At 68.9% G+C, this 14148-nt stretch carries 16 protein-coding genes; 2 read left to right on the forward strand and 14 right to left on the reverse strand.

Features of this window, described 5'->3' with window-relative positions; translation table 11 throughout:
- Positions 1-20 precede the first annotated feature (20 nt).
- From ribB to NO364_RS16875, 4 genes are all read right to left on the reverse strand, one after another.
- Positions 21-710 (reverse strand): 3,4-dihydroxy-2-butanone-4-phosphate synthase, encoded by a 690-nt coding sequence (gene ribB / locus NO364_RS16860; RefSeq protein ID WP_257628095.1) that lies wholly within the window; start codon positions 708-710, stop codon positions 21-23.
- Positions 707-1423, reverse strand: coding sequence for a CTP-dependent riboflavin kinase (locus NO364_RS16865; RefSeq protein ID WP_257628096.1), 717 nt, complete (start codon positions 1421-1423; stop codon positions 707-709). The genes ribB and NO364_RS16865 overlap by 4 nt, the downstream gene beginning before the upstream one ends.
- A 109-nt stretch (positions 1424-1532) precedes the next feature.
- Positions 1533-1661 (reverse strand): hypothetical protein, encoded by a 129-nt coding sequence (locus tag NO364_RS16870; protein ID WP_257628097.1) that lies wholly within the window; start codon positions 1659-1661, stop codon positions 1533-1535.
- A 38-nt stretch (positions 1662-1699) separates the two neighbouring features.
- Entirely contained in the window at positions 1700-2614 is a 915-nt protein-coding gene (locus tag NO364_RS16875; protein WP_257628098.1) for a nucleotide-binding protein, read from the reverse strand.
- Between the two features lie 103 nt (positions 2615-2717).
- Here NO364_RS16875 and prf1 point away from each other — a divergent pair, with 103 nt between their 5' ends.
- Both prf1 and NO364_RS16885 read left to right on the forward strand, forming a co-directional pair.
- Positions 2718-3962, forward strand: coding sequence for a peptide chain release factor aRF-1 (gene prf1, locus NO364_RS16880; RefSeq protein ID WP_157689779.1), 1245 nt, complete (start codon positions 2718-2720; stop codon positions 3960-3962).
- Positions 3963-4002: 40 nt separating this feature from the next.
- Positions 4003-5235, forward strand: a complete 1233-nt coding sequence (locus NO364_RS16885; protein WP_257628099.1) for a glycosyltransferase family 87 protein — start codon at positions 4003-4005, stop codon at positions 5233-5235.
- Here NO364_RS16885 and NO364_RS16890 read toward each other — a convergent pair.
- The 10 genes from NO364_RS16890 to NO364_RS16935 form a co-directional block, all read right to left on the reverse strand.
- Positions 5232-5621: a DUF6276 family protein gene (locus NO364_RS16890; protein ID WP_257628100.1), complete on the reverse strand. Its 390-nt coding sequence runs from the start codon at positions 5619-5621 to the stop codon at positions 5232-5234. The two genes, NO364_RS16885 and NO364_RS16890, sit on opposite strands and share 4 nt — an antisense overlap.
- Positions 5622-6308 (reverse strand): V-type ATP synthase subunit D, encoded by a 687-nt coding sequence (locus tag NO364_RS16895; RefSeq protein ID WP_257628101.1) that lies wholly within the window; start codon positions 6306-6308, stop codon positions 5622-5624.
- A 34-nt stretch (positions 6309-6342) separates the two neighbouring features.
- Positions 6343-7410: a Brp/Blh family beta-carotene 15,15'-dioxygenase gene (locus tag NO364_RS16900; RefSeq protein WP_257628102.1), complete on the reverse strand. Its 1068-nt coding sequence runs from the start codon at positions 7408-7410 to the stop codon at positions 6343-6345.
- A gap of 3 nt (positions 7411-7413) precedes the next feature.
- Entirely contained in the window at positions 7414-8193 is a 780-nt protein-coding gene (locus NO364_RS16905; RefSeq protein ID WP_157689774.1) for a lycopene cyclase domain-containing protein, read from the reverse strand.
- A gap of 256 nt (positions 8194-8449) precedes the next feature.
- A complete protein-coding gene (locus tag NO364_RS16910; protein WP_257628103.1) occupies positions 8450-9859 on the reverse strand; it encodes an ATP synthase subunit B in 1410 nt (469 codons plus the stop codon).
- Between the two features lies 1 nt (position 9860).
- Complete coding sequence (locus tag NO364_RS16915) at positions 9861-11618, reverse strand: ATP synthase subunit A (RefSeq protein WP_157689772.1); 1758 nt, start codon at positions 11616-11618, stop codon at positions 9861-9863.
- Position 11619: 1 nt separating this feature from the next.
- Positions 11620-11943: a V-type ATP synthase subunit F gene (locus NO364_RS16920; RefSeq protein WP_157689771.1), complete on the reverse strand. Its 324-nt coding sequence runs from the start codon at positions 11941-11943 to the stop codon at positions 11620-11622.
- Positions 11940-12989, reverse strand: coding sequence for a V-type ATP synthase subunit C (locus NO364_RS16925; RefSeq protein ID WP_257628104.1), 1050 nt, complete (start codon positions 12987-12989; stop codon positions 11940-11942). The genes NO364_RS16920 and NO364_RS16925 overlap by 4 nt, the downstream gene beginning before the upstream one ends.
- The gene (locus NO364_RS16930) at positions 12986-13567 is read right to left on the reverse strand and encodes a V-type ATP synthase subunit E (protein ID WP_257628105.1); all 582 of its coding nucleotides are present in this window, start codon (positions 13565-13567) and stop codon (positions 12986-12988) included. The genes NO364_RS16925 and NO364_RS16930 overlap by 4 nt, the downstream gene beginning before the upstream one ends.
- Positions 13568-13588: 21 nt before the next feature.
- Positions 13589-13906 (reverse strand): F0F1 ATP synthase subunit C, encoded by a 318-nt coding sequence (locus tag NO364_RS16935; RefSeq protein WP_157689768.1) that lies wholly within the window; start codon positions 13904-13906, stop codon positions 13589-13591.
- Positions 13907-14148: the final 242 nt, after the last annotated feature.

Consider the following 14148-nt stretch of genomic DNA (forward strand, 5'->3'; position numbering starts at 1 on the left):
CGCCGTGGGCGACGGACCGCTCAGCGGAGCGCGTCCACGAGCGTCGCGCCCTCGACGAACGGTACGTCGTGTTCCCGGGCGTAGGCCCGCGCGTCCGCCGTCGAGAGCGCCCCGCCCGTCCCGTCGTCGAGCATCTCACAGCCGGCGACGGCGGGGGAGACGCCGGCCTCGCGGGCCAGCGCCAGTCCGAGTTCCGTGTGGCCGCGGCGCTCGGTCAGGAGGTCCGGGGCCGCCCGCAGGAGGTGGACGTGCCCGGGCGTGCGGAACTCCTCGGCGAAGGCCTCGACGCCGTAGCCCGCCTCGTCGCTCACCTCGCCCAGCCGGCGGATGGTCAGCGCTCGGTCGTCGTCGGTGACGCCCGTGAACCCGTCCCGATGGTTGACCGTCAGCGAGAACGAAGGGTGGGCGTCGTAGCCGAGGTCGGTGTGGTCGTTCGCCGGGTGGTCGAGCACCTCGTGGAGGAACGGAAGGTCGAACCGCTCGGCGACCGCGTCGGGGAGCGCGACGAAGACGAGGCCGCCGCCGTCGTTGCGGAGCCGGGCGACCGCGGCCGGCGTCACCGCGCTCGCGGGGTAGAGCAGGTCGGTCTCGCCCTCGCGGTCGTCGGCGTCGTGGACGAGCACCGGTTCGCCGGCGCGGAAGGCGGCGACGGCGCGGTCGAGTGCGTCCCCGTCGGGATCCGTCGACTCCCCGCGGCCCTGAACCGTCACGTCCCTTCGCCCCCCAGGTGGACCGTCAGGCCGTCCCCGTCCTCGAGGGCGAGTTCGTCGCGGAGCTTCACCGGGGCGATCAGTTCGAGTTGCGTCTCGTCGTGGTGGGTCCGGTCCGGAACGATGACGTGTGCGCCGTCGTACGAGCCCGCGTCGGCGTCGATCCGAGCCGCGTAACACGTCGCCGGCCCGAACGTTCGGTCGCCGTCCTCCCAGCCGTCGATGCGGGTCGTTCCGGTCTCCAGTGCGTCCATCTCCCCGCGGCTACGGACGCTCTCGGCCGTCAAATCGACGTTGAGCGTCCCGGGGAACGGCTCGTAGCCGAGCCGCTCGCGGAATTGACGCATGTAGCCGGACAGCGAGATGTAGTGGCGCCCCTCGCCCATGCCGCTCGTGACGGTGCCGTCGAGCGACAGCGTCGCGTCGTCCTCGAACAGCCGCCGGTAGTCGGCGTACTCGCGCCGCAGTGCCGACACCCCCGCGTCGGTGAGTGTCACCAGCTGGCCGTCGGCCAGCAGCTCCCGGTTCAGGAGTCCGGCTTCGTCGAGCCGCTGGAGGCGGCGGGAGGCGGTCTGTGCCGACGCGTCGAGGCGCTCGGCCAGCCCGGAACACGAGACCTTCGTCCGCCCCGAGAGCCCACCGTCGAGGCCGATACGCTTCAGGGCGGCGAGTTCGTCGTGGCTCACCGACGACGCCGCTGCGCTCTCTGCCATACTCCGGATTGTCGCTCGCCGCCTATAAGCATACCGAATACGGTATGCGTAACATATTCGTGATGATTCGCGGCCGTCCCGCTCCGATCCACGGCTCGCGCGCCCGCCGTCACACCGGGAGGACGGCCCCGGCGATCAGCGAGCCGCCGATGCTCGACACCGCGAACGCGCCGATGCCGAGTGCGAGCAACAGGAACAACAGTACCCACCAGAACGGAACCGCGTTCGACTCTGCCATATCCGCCCGTTGGTCCGGCGTCCCAAATGGTTTCCCGTTCACCCGAGGAGCCAGCGGAGGAAGCCGGTGCGCTCGTCCGCGTCGTCACTGTCGTCCGATTCGTCGGATTCGTCGAGCGTGACCGTCCCCGTCTCGCCGGTGACCTCCTCCCAGTCGGCCGATCCCTCGTCGTCGCCGGCGACGGCCTCGGCGTCGACGACGACGACGCCCTCGGGGTCGGTCGGTGACGTCGGTTCGTCGGTCGTCACGGTGATCGAGTCGTCGCCGGTTAGCGCGACGGCGAGCCGGCGGTACGCGGCGGTCGCCGGTGACGACGGGGCGGCGGTGACCAGCGGTTCCCCGTCCGCGGCCGCGGCCGCCACGGCCGGGTCGTCGGGGATCGATCCCAGCACCGCGACGCCGAGGCGGTCGCCCACCGACGCGGCGTCCGTCTCGGCGCCCGTCCGTGTCACGACGACGCCGGTCACGGGCGTCCCGAACCGAGTCGCCACCTCGTGGGTTTTCGCCGTGTCGCCGATCGCCCCCCGCTCGGCCGTCGACACCAGCACCACCTCGTCGGCGACCCGGAGCGGTTCGACGCTGTCGTGGCTCAGTCCCGCCGAGGTGTCGAGCAGGACGACGTCCGCGTCGAGGGCCTCGAGGACCGCCGGTAGCCCCTCCGGATCGGCCTTCCCGAAGTCGTCGAGGTCGTCCGAGGCGGGGAGGACCGACAGGCCGACTGGCCCCTCGCGCACGGCGGTCGCGACGTCGGCCGTCCCCGCGAGCACGTCGTTGAGGGTCGCCCCCGTGTCGACGTCGATGCCGAGAACGCCCGCCAGATTCCCCATCCCGAGGTCGACGTCCACGACGACCGTCTCGTGTCCCGCCCGGGCGAGGACGGCCCCGAGGGTGGCCACCGTGGTCGTCTTGCCGACGCCGCCTTTCCCGCTGGCGACCGCGTACACCCGGGTCATCTCGTGGTGAACCTCCGCCGACGGCCATATAACTCTACTCCCCGATCACGGCCGACGCCCCCAGTCAAAGGTTACTTAGCCGCGGGCGGGGCTAGGAACACCAATGAGTACCGACACGCAGGACGCCGACGACGACCGTCGGAAATACGAGTTCCGGAAGGTCATCGAGGACCTGAAGGAGTACGAGGGCTCCGGCACCCAACTCGTCACCATCTACATCCCGCCGGACAAGCAGATCTCTTCGGTCGTCGCCCACGTCACCCAGGAACACTCCGAGGCCAGCAACATCAAGTCCAAACAGACCCGGACGAACGTCCAGGACGCCCTGACGAGCATCAAGGACCGCCTCCGCTACTACGACACCTACCCCCCCGAGAACGGCATCGTCATCTTCAGCGGCGCCGTCGACGCCGGCGGCGGCCAGACCGACATGGTGACCAAAGTGCTGGAGAGCCCCCCGGATCCCATCCAGTCCTTTCGCTACCACTGTGACTCCGATTTCCTCACGGAGCCCCTGGAAGGGATGCTCTCCGACAAGGGGCTGTTCGGCCTCATCGTCCTCGACCGCCGCGAGGCGAACGTGGGCTGGCTGAAGGGCAAGCGCGTCGAACCCGTCAAGAGCGCCTCCTCGCTCGTCCCCGGCAAGCAGCGGAAGGGTGGCCAGTCCGCCCAGCGGTTCGCCCGCCTTCGTCTCGAAGCCATCGACAACTTCTACCAGGAGGTCGCGGAGATGGCCAACGACCTGTTCGTCCCGGAGCGACACGACCTGGACGGCATCCTCGTCGGCGGCCCCTCGCCGACGAAAGACGAATTTCTAGACGGCGACTACCTCCACCACGAACTCCAGGACCACGTCGTCGGCAAGTTCGACGTGTCCTACACCGACGAATCGGGGCTCTACGACCTGGTCGACGCCGCACAGGACGTCCTCGCCGACCAGGAGATCATGAAGGACAAGGTCCAGATGGAGGAGTTCTTCGAGAATCTCCACTCCGGCGACCTCGCCACCTACGGGTTCGAGCAGACCCGCCGGAACCTCGTCATGGGGTCCGTCGACCGCCTGCTCATCAGCGAGGATCTCCGCAAGGACGTAGTCGTCTACGATTGCGACGGCGTCGAGGAGTTCGAGGTGATCGACCGCCGCAACTCGACGCCCGACCACGAGTGCGAGGACGGGAGCGAGGCCGAGGTGCAGGAACGCGAGGACGTGATCGAACACCTGATGTCCATCGCCGAACAGCGCGGTACCGAGACGAAGTTCATCAGTACGGACTTCGAGAAGGGCGAACAGCTCTACGACGCCTTCGGCGGCGTCGCCGGCATCCTGCGGTACTCCACCGGTATCTGACCGCGTCGCTTTTGACGGTCGCCGTTCCAGCCACGACCCCATGTCCCTCCTCCGCCGACTGCTCGCCCGGCGCGACGACGCCCCCCTCTTCGTCGCCGTCTCACTCGTCGTCGGTCTCGCGCTGGCGACTTACCCCGCCGTCGACTGGTATCTCCGCGCCATCGGGGTCGCCCCCCGCTTTGGGTTCTGGGACTTCGGCGCCTACGCCAACGCCGTCGACCGCTGGGTCGCCGGCGAGTCGCTCTACGCCCGCAACGACAACGGCGGCTACCACGGCAGCTACCTCTACCCCCCGATCGCACTCCTCGCGCTCGCCCCTTTCCGTCTCGCCCTCGACTTCCGTCCCGCCGCGATCCTGTGGACCGCGTGTGCGGTCCTCCTCCTCTGGATCGCGATCCAGCGACTCGTCGGCGCCCTCGGCGTCCCGCTCCGTCCCCGGGAGCGGGTCGCGATCCTCCCGCTCGTCGCCGGCTTCCACCCGGTGCTCCTCGCGGTCAAACTCGGACAGACCGCCGCCGGACTGACAGCCCTCCTCACCCTCGCCGCGTCGGCGTCGCTCCGCGGCCGCTCGCATCTCGCCGGCGCACTCACCGCCTGCTGTGGCGTCGTCAAACTCCCGTACGCCCCCGCCGGCGCCCACCTGCTCGGCGACCGGGACCGCTTCGCCGGCGCCGTCGTCGGCGGCCTCGCCCTCCTCGCGCTGTCCGTCCTCCTCTTCGGCGTCGAGGCCCACCGGACCTTCCTCGACGTGCTCGCATGGGGGGTCGAGACGGGGAGCGTCGCCCGGTCTCCACGTATCTGGCTTCCGCCGTACTACCGACCGCTGTACGACGTACCGTACGGCCTGGCGATCCGCGTCCTCGCCAGCCTCGCCATCGTCGTCGGCGTCCTCCGGGCCTCCACCGACGCCGTCCGCGAGGTGACTGCCCTCGGCTTCGCCGCCGTCCCCCTGCTCGCACCGCTGACTTACACCTACTACTTCGCGGCCGCCCTCCCCGCCGTCGTCCTGCTCTTGGCCGCCGAACTGGACCGCCCCGACGGCCGCCCGACCGTCCCCGTCGTCGGCCTCCTCTTGCTCCACGTCCACTCCTACGGCCTCCGAACGGCCGGTCTGCTGCTCCCCGAGTGGGTGCCCGGACTCCTCATCCAGCCGGGGCTCTGGGGGAACCTCCTGCTGGTCGGCCTCGCGGCCGCCCGCGTCGCGGCCGCCGGCGGGACCGACCTCGGAGCGGCCCGCTCGCTCGCGTCCGCGGTCGGCCGGCGCGGGGATTAACGGAGGAGTTCGGCCAACTGCCGGCGGCGACGGTCGAGGTCGACGTGCGGGTCGACCGCCGCGTCGCCCGCCAGTCGGTCGAGCGCCAACAGGACGTCAGCCCCCGCCCGCTCGGCGTGGGCACAGCAGGCGTCGACCGCGTCCCGACGGAGGGCCAGCGAGTCGAGGAGGCCGAGCGCGAGCGCCAGTGCCGCGCCCGCCTCGCCGCTCGGGAACGCGGGGTGGACCGTCGAGAAATCGGGTGACTCGGTGTCGGCGTCGACCGCGTGCGTCCGGAGACAGGTCGGACAGATGGCGGCGGCGTCGCCGGCTTCGGGCGCGTGCTCGCGGAGCGCCGGCGGCACGGGAAAGGAGAGCGTGGCGGTGCCGCAGGCGGGACAGGGCATCTAGTCGTCGGCGGTGACGGGTTCGGCGGCCTCCTCCTCCTCCTCGGCTTCGGCCTTCTCCTCGGCTTCCTTCTTGGCTTTGATCTTCTTCAGGCGGAAGATCTCCTCGCGTTCCTGCTCTTCGAGTTTCTGCTCGATGTACTCCTTGTTCTCGTGGAGGTCGGGCAGGAGTTTGAACTCGAGGGCGTTGACGCGGCGCTTGGTGGTCTCGATCTCGGTCAGCATCTTCTTCATCGCCGTCTCCACCTCGGCGGCGAGGATGATGGATTCGAGGAGTTCCTCGTAGGCGTCGGCCGCCTCGTCGATGCGGGCCGAGGAGCCGAGCAGGCCGTAGCCACGCTGATCGAGGCTCTTTCGCACGCGCGAGGACTCGATCTGGGGCACGACCACGCCCATGATGTTCTTCGACTGGGTCGTGATCTCCGGGTGTTCCTTGAGCGCGGCGGCGGCGCCGCGAACGGCGACGTCGCCCTCCATCGCCCGCGCCATGTTGATCTTTCGCTGTGCCGTCTCGTAGTTCGCGTCGAGGTCCTCGCGGATGTCCTGGGCCTGGTCCAGGATGTCCATGAACTCCATGATGAGGCCGTCTCGTTTCTGTTCGAGCGTGTCGTGCCCCCGCTCGGAGAGTTCGATCCGGTCCTCGATCGCCATGAGGTTCTTGCGAGTGGGTTTGACGTCCTCGGCCATTGGTGAAGGGTTGTGGTCCGAACCCCTTATCCTTTTATTGTCCGCCGGCTCGCCACCCCAGTCCCCTGCACTCGACGCGGTCCATCCACGCCACCACGACGACGTGTGGCAGCGTCAACACGGCGATGAAGACCAGATACAGCGCCGCGAGCGTCTCGGGGGCGGTGTCAACCCCGGCGACGACGCCCACCGCGACGAGGAGGACGACCGACACGGCGGTCAGCGGGAGGGCGTCCCGCCCCGTCCGCCGGAGCGCCGAGACCGGCCCCCGGGTCGCGAGCGCCTCCCGTGCCCCCTCGTCCACCCCGACCAGCCGGACGACGTGTCGCAGCGAGTGCCACACACAGAAGTACACCCCGATGGCCACGAGCGGCGGGACGACGAGGAAGTACGCCCACAGGAGCAGCGTCTCGCCGGCGTCGCGGCGCCACTCCTGCCCGCCACCGTTCCGGTAGCCCGCCAGGAGCGTCCCGACGGTCAGGACCGCGAACCCGGCCCCGAGCCCGAGGCGCACGTCGGGGGCGACCAGCCACGCCGCGTCGAGTCCGCGGCCGAACAGCGCCACCCACGCGTCGATCACCGCGCGGTAGCGCTCGGGGAATCGGAGCAGGGGCACCAGCATCGGCAGGCCGCCGCGAACGAGCAACGTTCCCGCGCGCACGCCCGCGTCGTCCAGATGATCGCCCCCCAGCACGTCGAGCGCGTAGAGGTCGCCCTGCCCCCAGTGGAGCCACGTCAGGCCGACGAAGAGCGCGGCCGACGCGGCCGGCGCGACCACCCACAGCGCGGCGTAGACCCCGCCGAGCAGGAGGTAGCCGAGGCCGACCGCCGTCATCGACCGGACCGTCGGCACCCGCCCCGCGACCCGGGCCGGCGCCAGGTGGTCTACGGCCCCGTGTGGCAACCCGAACAGCAGGAGGCTCGCGGCTAGCGGGAGGTAGCGCACCACCGGCGGGAGCGACGGGCGGGCGCCTGCCGCCGCCGCGACGCCGACGCCGAGGGTCAGCGCCGCGACGACGGCCCACGCGGGCCGACAGCCCACGGCGTGCATGAACGCCGCCAGGTCCGGATCCGACGCCCCGTCCGCGTGCGATCCACCCATCGGTCACCCCGAATCGCCGGTCGCCGGCGCCGTGTCGTTCGCGTACCGGTCGCTCACCCACCGGTAGAGCACCAGTCCCTGGACGACGAAGCAGTTGGTCACGAGGAAGAAGAGGGCCTCCTCGACGGGGAGGCCCGCGAGTGTGACGCCGGTCGTGTACCGCTCCGAGAGGACCCAGATCCCGTACTCGATGGCGACCCGGTCGGCGACACAGAGATACGTCGTCGGTACGAGGACGCCGAGCGCGACGAGTCGCCGCCGCGCCCACAGCTGTGGCGCGCCCACGACCCACTGGAGCGCCAACACCGGCGCCGCCCACGCGAGGATCGCCCCGAGGTAGAACGTCGCCGGCGTCCCGAGCGCCGCCCAGCCGCCGACACCGACCGCGACCGCGAGCGCGAGGCCGACCAGCCGGCCGCGGATCGGTGCCCCGACCGTCGGCCACTCGCTCGGCAGCGACAGGTGCGAGAGCCACAGCGCCGTCAGCCACGGCTGGACGAGGATGAACAGGTACTCCTCGACCGGCGCGTGTCCGAGCGTCGCGAGCGTGCTCCCCGGCGCGTACGACCAGACCCCGTTCGCGATGAGGTAGTTGTCCCACGGCGTCGTGTACACGAGCGCGACGACGGTGATGACCGCGACGCCCGACCAGTATCCGCGTCCCCGGAGCGGCCGGACGGCGGCGGCCGCCCGCGGCCGACTCGCGAACGCCGTCGCGACCAGCAGGCTCATGGCCGGGAGCAGAAAGGCGAGGTGGAACTGGAGGTAGGTCGGTCCGGTCATCGGTGTTCAATCCCCGTCGCCGTCGCGCGAAACGGGTCGGTGGCGGTTGGCTCGGCCCGCGTATAGCTTCTGGGGTCACGCTATCACGAGCGGAAACGCCACCCCGTCCGCCGGCGTGGGACCGCCCGTCTCCGGGCGTGAGGCACCGTCGTGGCCCATCGGCGTAAGCGGGATACACAGTCAGTTCGGGTCCGGCGGTGCGTGTCGCCGTCGCTGGGCTGCGCCGAGCCGGTCGGAGAACGTGCGAGTGGCGGGGTTAGTCCGCCGTCGCCTCTTCCTCGACGGCCGCGTCGTCGTAGTACTTCTCGATGAGTTCCTCGTCGATCCGGTTGAGCTCCTCCTTGGGGAACGTCGAGAGGAGGTCCCAGCCGATGTCGAGGGTCTCGTCGATGTCGCGGTTCGTATCGAACCCTTGGTCGACGAAGTCGCTCTCGAAGTCGTCGGCGAAGTCGAGGTACTTATTGTCGCGGTCCGACAGCGCCTCGCGGCCGACGATGTTCACCAGGTCGCGCAGGTCCTCACCCTCCGCGTACGCGGCGTACATCTGGTCCGAGACGTCGGCGTGGTCCTCGCGGGTGAGGCCCTCGCCGATCCCGTCGTCCATCAGGCGCGAGAGCGAGGGGAGCACGTTGACCGGGGGCTGAACGCCCTGGCTGTTGAGGTCGCGGTCGACGTAGATCTGCCCCTCGGTGATGTAGCCCGTCAGGTCGGGGATCGGGTGGGTGTCGTCGTCGCCGGGCATCGTGAGGATCGGGATCTGCGTGACCGACCCGTCACGGCCCTGGATCCGGCCCGCCCGCTCGTAGAGCTGGGCCAGGTCGGTGTACATATACCCGGGGTAGCCACGGCGTCCCGGGACCTCCTCGCGGGCGGCACCGATCTCGCGGAGCGCCTCGCAGTAGTTGGTCATGTCCGTCAGGATCACCAGCACGTGGTAATCCTTGTCGAAGGCGAGGTACTCGGCGGTCGTCAGGGCCATCCGCGGCGTGACCGTCCGCTCGACGGCGGGGTCGTCCGCGAGGTTCATGAAGACCACGGAGCGTTCGAGCGCGCCGGTGCGCTCGAAGTCGTCCATGAACTCGTTTGCCTCCTCGGCGGTGATCCCCATCGCGCCGAAGATGACGGCGAACTCGGAGCCTTCACCGCCCTCCTCTTCCTCGGGGACGCTCGCCTGTCGCGCGATCTGGAGCGCGAGTTCGTTGTGCGGCAGCCCCGATCCGGAGAAGATGGGGAGCTTCTGGCCGCGCACGAGGGTGTTCATGCCGTCGATGGCGGAGACGCCGGTCTGGATGAACTCCTCGGGATACTCGCGGGCGTAGGGGTTGATCGCCGCGCCGACGATGTCGCGGCGCTCGTCGGGCTCGATCGGCGGCCCGCCGTCGATCGGTTCGCCCGACCCGGAGAGCACGCGACCGAGGAGGTTCTCGGTCAGCTTCATCTTCAGCGTCTCGCCCTGGAACCGGACGAACGCGTTCTTGTCGATGCCGGACGTGCCCTCGAACACCTGGATGGCGACGAGTCCGTCCTCGGATTCGAGCACCTGGCCGCGCCGGATCTCGCCGTCGGCGGTCTCGATTTCGACCATCTCGTCGTAGCCGATGGGCTTGTCGACCTCGGCGAACACCAGCGGGCCGCTGATCTCGGTGATCGTCTTGTACTCTTTCATATTAGTACAGCTCCCGGATCTGCGCCGCGATGTCGTCTTTCAGTTCGTCCATGTACGCCTCGTACTCCTCCTGGACGCCGATGCGGTTGATGCGCGGCAGGGCGTCGATGTCCGTGATCTCCTCGACGGGGACGCCGGCTTCGAGGGCGTCGAACGCCTCGTCGTTGAACGTCTTGATCGTCGTGAGGATCAGGTAGGTCTTGTCGGGCTCGCAGTACGTGTCCACGTCGTGGAACGCGTTCTGCTGGAGCCACGCCTCGCGGAGGTACCGTGCCACTTCGAGGGTGAGCTGCTGGTCCTCCGGCAGGGCGTCCTTCCCGACGAGCTGGACGATTTCTTGGAGTTCGCCCTCCTCGTCGAGGGTGTCGACCGCCCACTGGCGGACCTCTGCCCAGTCGTCGGCGACGTTCTCCTCGAACCACGGGTCGAGCTGCTCCCGGTAGAGGGAATACGACTCGTTCCAGTTGATCGAGGGGAAGTGCCGGCGCTCGGCTAGGTCGGCGTCGAGCGCCCAGAAGCACTTCACGATCCGCAGGGTGTTCTGGGTCACCGGCTCGGAGAAGTCCCCGCCCGGGGGACTGACCGCGCCGACGACCGAAATCGACCCTTCGGTGCCGTTGATGTTGTCGAAGTAGCCGGCGCGCTCGTAGAACTGGGAGAGCCGTGCGGCGAGGTAGGCGGGGTAGCCCTCCTCGCCGGGCATCTCCTCCAGCCGCGAACTGATCTCGCGCATGGCCTCCGCCCACCGCGAGGTGGAGTCGGCCATCAGCGCCACGTCGTAGCCCATGTCGCGGTAGTACTCCGCGATGGTGATACCCGTGTAGACACAGGACTCCCGGGCCGCGACCGGCATGTTCGACGTGTTGGCGATGAGCGTCGTCCGGGCCATCAGCGGGTTCCCGGTCTGCGGGTCGGGCAGTTCCGGGAAGTCCTCGATGACCTCGGTCATCTCGTTGCCGCGCTCGCCACAGCCGATGTAGACGACGATGTCCGCGTCGGACCACTTGGCGAGTTGCTGCTGGGTAACCGTCTTGCCGGAGCCGAAAGGCCCCGGAATCGCCGCCGTGCCGCCCTTGGCGATGGGGAACAGGCCGTCCTGCACCCGCTGACCGGTCAGCAGCGGCTCGGTCGGCGTCTTCTTGTCGCCGGCAGGCCGGGCCTCGCGGACCGGCCACTCCTGGCGCATCCGGATCTCCTCTCCGGTGTCGAGTTCGGCGACCGTCTCCTCGACGGTGAACTCGCCGTCCTCGATGGCGACGACCTCGCCGCCCTCGGAGTCCGGCGGGACGAGCACCTTGTGTTCGATGGTCACCGTCTCCGGCACCGTGCCGATCACGTCGCCGGGTTCGACCTCGTCGCCCTCCTCGACCTCGGGGGTGAACTCCCACTCCTTCTCGAGGTCGATCCCGGGCGCGTCGACCCCGCGGTCGAGGAACGCGCTGTTCATCTTCTCCTGGAGCACGTCGAGGGGGCGCTGGACGCCGTCGTAGATGGTGTCCAGTACCCCCGGTCCGAGGTCGACGGTCAGCGGGTCGCCCGTGTTCTCCACGGGTTCACCCGGAGCGACGCCGGAGGTCTCTTCGTACACCTGGATGGTCGTAACCTCGCCTTCGATCTCGATGACTTCGCCCATCAGCCCTTCGTCGCCCACGTAGACGACGTCGTTCATTCGGGCGTCGAGATCGACCGCGGTCACGACCGGGCCACTCACGCTGTCGATGATCCCGTCCTCTCGGACGGTCGTGTCTGCCTGACTCATGTTAGTCTTCCTCCATCAGGTCGATACCGATGGCTCGCTTGATCTGCTCGCGCAGGCCGCCGCTGCCGGCGCCGCCACCCAAGGTGACGAGCACCGGTTCGATACTGCCCTCGACTGCCTCCCGGGCCTCCCGGGAGAGATGCGCCATGTCGTCGTCGTGCATCACGACGATGCCGACGTCGTCGTCGTCGAGCGTCCGCATGACGGCCTCGTCGAGCGCGTCGTCTTTCTCCTCGTCCGGTACGTTCTCGAACTTCCGTACGCCCGCGAGTCGGAAGCCAGTGGTGAAATCGGGGCTCCCGATGACGGCGATCTCCTGGCTCATAGGATCACCAGTTCCTCTTCGATCTCCTCTTCGGACAGTCCGGCCTCGCGGCCGCGGGCGATGGCGCGGATGTTGTCCACCTCGCGCTCCTTGGCGAGGATGTAGGAGATAACCGGCGCCACCGACAGCGGGTGGATGAAGCCGAGCCGATCCGAGTATTCGAGCAACGCGACGTCGAGCGCCCGCTCGAAGGAGATCAGGCTGTCCGCCTCCTCGAACTCGTCGAGCGCGCTGTCGAGGTCGTCGCCGTACGTGCTGTCACGGATCGTCGCGACGAGCTCCTCGACGTTGCCGCCGATGGCGCTCAACTGACTCGCGCCGAACAGCTGTCCGCCCGCGATGTAATACTCCGAAGGGTCGACGTCGGCCCCACTTCGGGCCAAGCGAAGCGCGTTCCGCGCGTTGCGGAAGTCGATCTCCGCTTCGAGGAACTCCCGGTAGGTCTGATTGGCCTCGCCGCCGGGCAGGTCCGACAGGAGCTGTTCGTAGAAGACGCGGTCGACCGCGTTCTCCAGCGGGACGAGGACGCCCGACTCCTCGTACTCCTCCAGCGCCCCGCGGAGCGGGTCCGCGAATATCGTCCGGTCGAGCAGGTCGATGACCTCCTCGATGGACCCCGCGTCCAGCAGGCGGTCGAGCAGGCGCTCGTCCATCTCGCCGGCCCGGATGAGGTCCGTCTCGACCTCCTCGCGGTCGGCGTCGGAGTAGATCCCGCGAAGCACCGTCTTGACGTTCCACGCGTCGAACTTCCGCAGGTACCGGGCGATCAGGTCGTACAGCCGACCGTCGGCCCAGTCCAGCAGGTCGTTGAAGTGCTTCGCGAGGTTCCGGTTGAGTGCGTACTCGATGAGGTCGACCCCCGAGTGTCGCGCCCCGAGCGCGTTGATCTCGCGCTCGTACTCCGACTCCTCCATGAAGCGGGCGATCTCCGACGGCCCCATCCGAATCAGTTTCCGGTAGTCCTCGTCGCTGAACAGCACCGAGCGTCGCGACCGGACGCGGGTGGTGACGTACTCCGGATTCGAACTGCCGGGGCTCGTGCTCATCGCTCGAACAGTCGGTTGCTCAGTTCCTTCAAGTTGTCCTCCCAGACCGTCTCGAGGAGCGAGTCGAAGGTGTTGTTCACGCGGACCCGCGACTCCTCGCTCTCGACGACGACGCCGCCGAGACAGTCGTAGGTCCCGGCGACGCTGAAGCCGTCGTACCCCTCGAGCAGGTCTTCGAGCAACGCCTCGTCGTCGGCGCGACCGTACACCGACACCGACTCGCCCTCGTCGAACTCCTCGGCGGCCGCGTCCAGCAGCGACGCGGTGAGCGACCGACGGCGCTCGCCCTCGATTCCGGCCAGGGTCTCCTCGACCGCCGACCGCACCTCTTCGAGCGCGTCGCGTCGGGCCTCCAGCCGGGCCTGCTTGGCCTCGAGCTTCGCGCTGGAGACGGCCTGTTCGCGCTTCTGGGCGATCTCCCGCTCGACCGCCGCCTCGCGTTCCTCGCGGATCTCTTCGGCGTCGGCCTCGGCATCCTCGACGATCTCGCTCGCCCGCGTTTCGCCCTCCTCGCGGATTTCCTCCGCACGCGCGCGGGCCTCGTCCCGGATGTCCTCGGCGACTGTGTCCAAACTCATAGTGAAGAGAACTGGGTGGAGTTAGCTACCCGCGCTGAACATCGCCTCGAAGAATTCGGCGGTGTCCCACGGAATCCCCGTCGTGAGGAACAGGGTAACCAGCGCCAGGATCACGAGTGTCTCCGGCAGGACCGTGAGGATCAGCCCACGGACGAACATGTCGTCGTCCTCGGCGACGGCGCCGACGGCGGCCGCACCGATACCTCGCTCCGCGTAGCCCGCGCCGAGCGCCGCCAGCCCGACCGCCAGCGCGGCGGCAGCCTGTGCGGGGATCAGCGGGAACGACGTGGCGTTGTTCTGCAGTACGACCGTCGCGAGTTGTGAAGTAGCTTCGAGCATTGGGTTCACTTCGGGTTTCCGAACAGGCACACGTCCGTTCAGACTGGGCATAAAACTTCCCAAAAGAGACGGGCACTCTGGCCGTTGGAACCGCTGATTTCGGCCGATTCCATGGGATTCGTTCACAGCGCTCTCGGTGTCCCGTCGGCGCGCCGTGGCCGCCGCTGGGGCGTGGGTGCACGGAGAACGGAAACGGCGGACGGATCGCGGCCGTCATACTGTTTATCGTAAGTCACTACCGG

This window comes from Haloplanus salinarum (assembly GCF_024498175.1).
GTDB lineage: Archaea > Halobacteriota > Halobacteria > Halobacteriales > Haloferacaceae > Haloplanus > Haloplanus salinarum.

Bases quoted from the DNA above. Each gene is read 5' to 3' on its own strand.
- NO364_RS16890 (WP_257628100.1), bottom strand. From the start codon at position 5,621: ATGCCCTGTCCCGCCTGCGGCACCGCCACGCTCTCCTTTCCCGTGCCG.
- NO364_RS16935 (WP_157689768.1), bottom strand. From the start codon at position 13,906: ATGCTCGAAGCTACTTCACAACTCGCGACGGTCGTACTGCAGAACAAC.
- NO364_RS16920 (WP_157689771.1), bottom strand. From the start codon at position 11,943: ATGAGCCAGGAGATCGCCGTCATCGGGAGCCCCGATTTCACCACTGGC.
- prf1 (WP_157689779.1), top strand. From the start codon at position 2,718: ATGAGTACCGACACGCAGGACGCCGACGACGACCGTCGGAAATACGAG.
- NO364_RS16915 (WP_157689772.1), bottom strand. From the start codon at position 11,618: ATGAGTCAGGCAGACACGACCGTCCGAGAGGACGGGATCATCGACAGC.
- NO364_RS16865 (WP_257628096.1), bottom strand. From the start codon at position 1,423: ATGGCAGAGAGCGCAGCGGCGTCGTCGGTGAGCCACGACGAACTCGCC.
- NO364_RS16870 (WP_257628097.1), bottom strand. From the start codon at position 1,661: ATGGCAGAGTCGAACGCGGTTCCGTTCTGGTGGGTACTGTTGTTCCTG.
- NO364_RS16930 (WP_257628105.1), bottom strand. From the start codon at position 13,567: ATGAGTTTGGACACAGTCGCCGAGGACATCCGGGACGAGGCCCGCGCG.
- NO364_RS16905 (WP_157689774.1), bottom strand. From the start codon at position 8,193: ATGACCGGACCGACCTACCTCCAGTTCCACCTCGCCTTTCTGCTCCCG.
- NO364_RS16925 (WP_257628104.1), bottom strand. From the start codon at position 12,989: ATGAGCACGAGCCCCGGCAGTTCGAATCCGGAGTACGTCACCACCCGC.
- NO364_RS16885 (WP_257628099.1), top strand. From the start codon at position 4,003: ATGTCCCTCCTCCGCCGACTGCTCGCCCGGCGCGACGACGCCCCCCTC.
- NO364_RS16910 (WP_257628103.1), bottom strand. From the start codon at position 9,859: ATGAAAGAGTACAAGACGATCACCGAGATCAGCGGCCCGCTGGTGTTC.
- NO364_RS16875 (WP_257628098.1), bottom strand. From the start codon at position 2,614: ATGACCCGGGTGTACGCGGTCGCCAGCGGGAAAGGCGGCGTCGGCAAG.
- NO364_RS16900 (WP_257628102.1), bottom strand. From the start codon at position 7,410: ATGGGTGGATCGCACGCGGACGGGGCGTCGGATCCGGACCTGGCGGCG.
- NO364_RS16895 (WP_257628101.1), bottom strand. From the start codon at position 6,308: ATGGCCGAGGACGTCAAACCCACTCGCAAGAACCTCATGGCGATCGAG.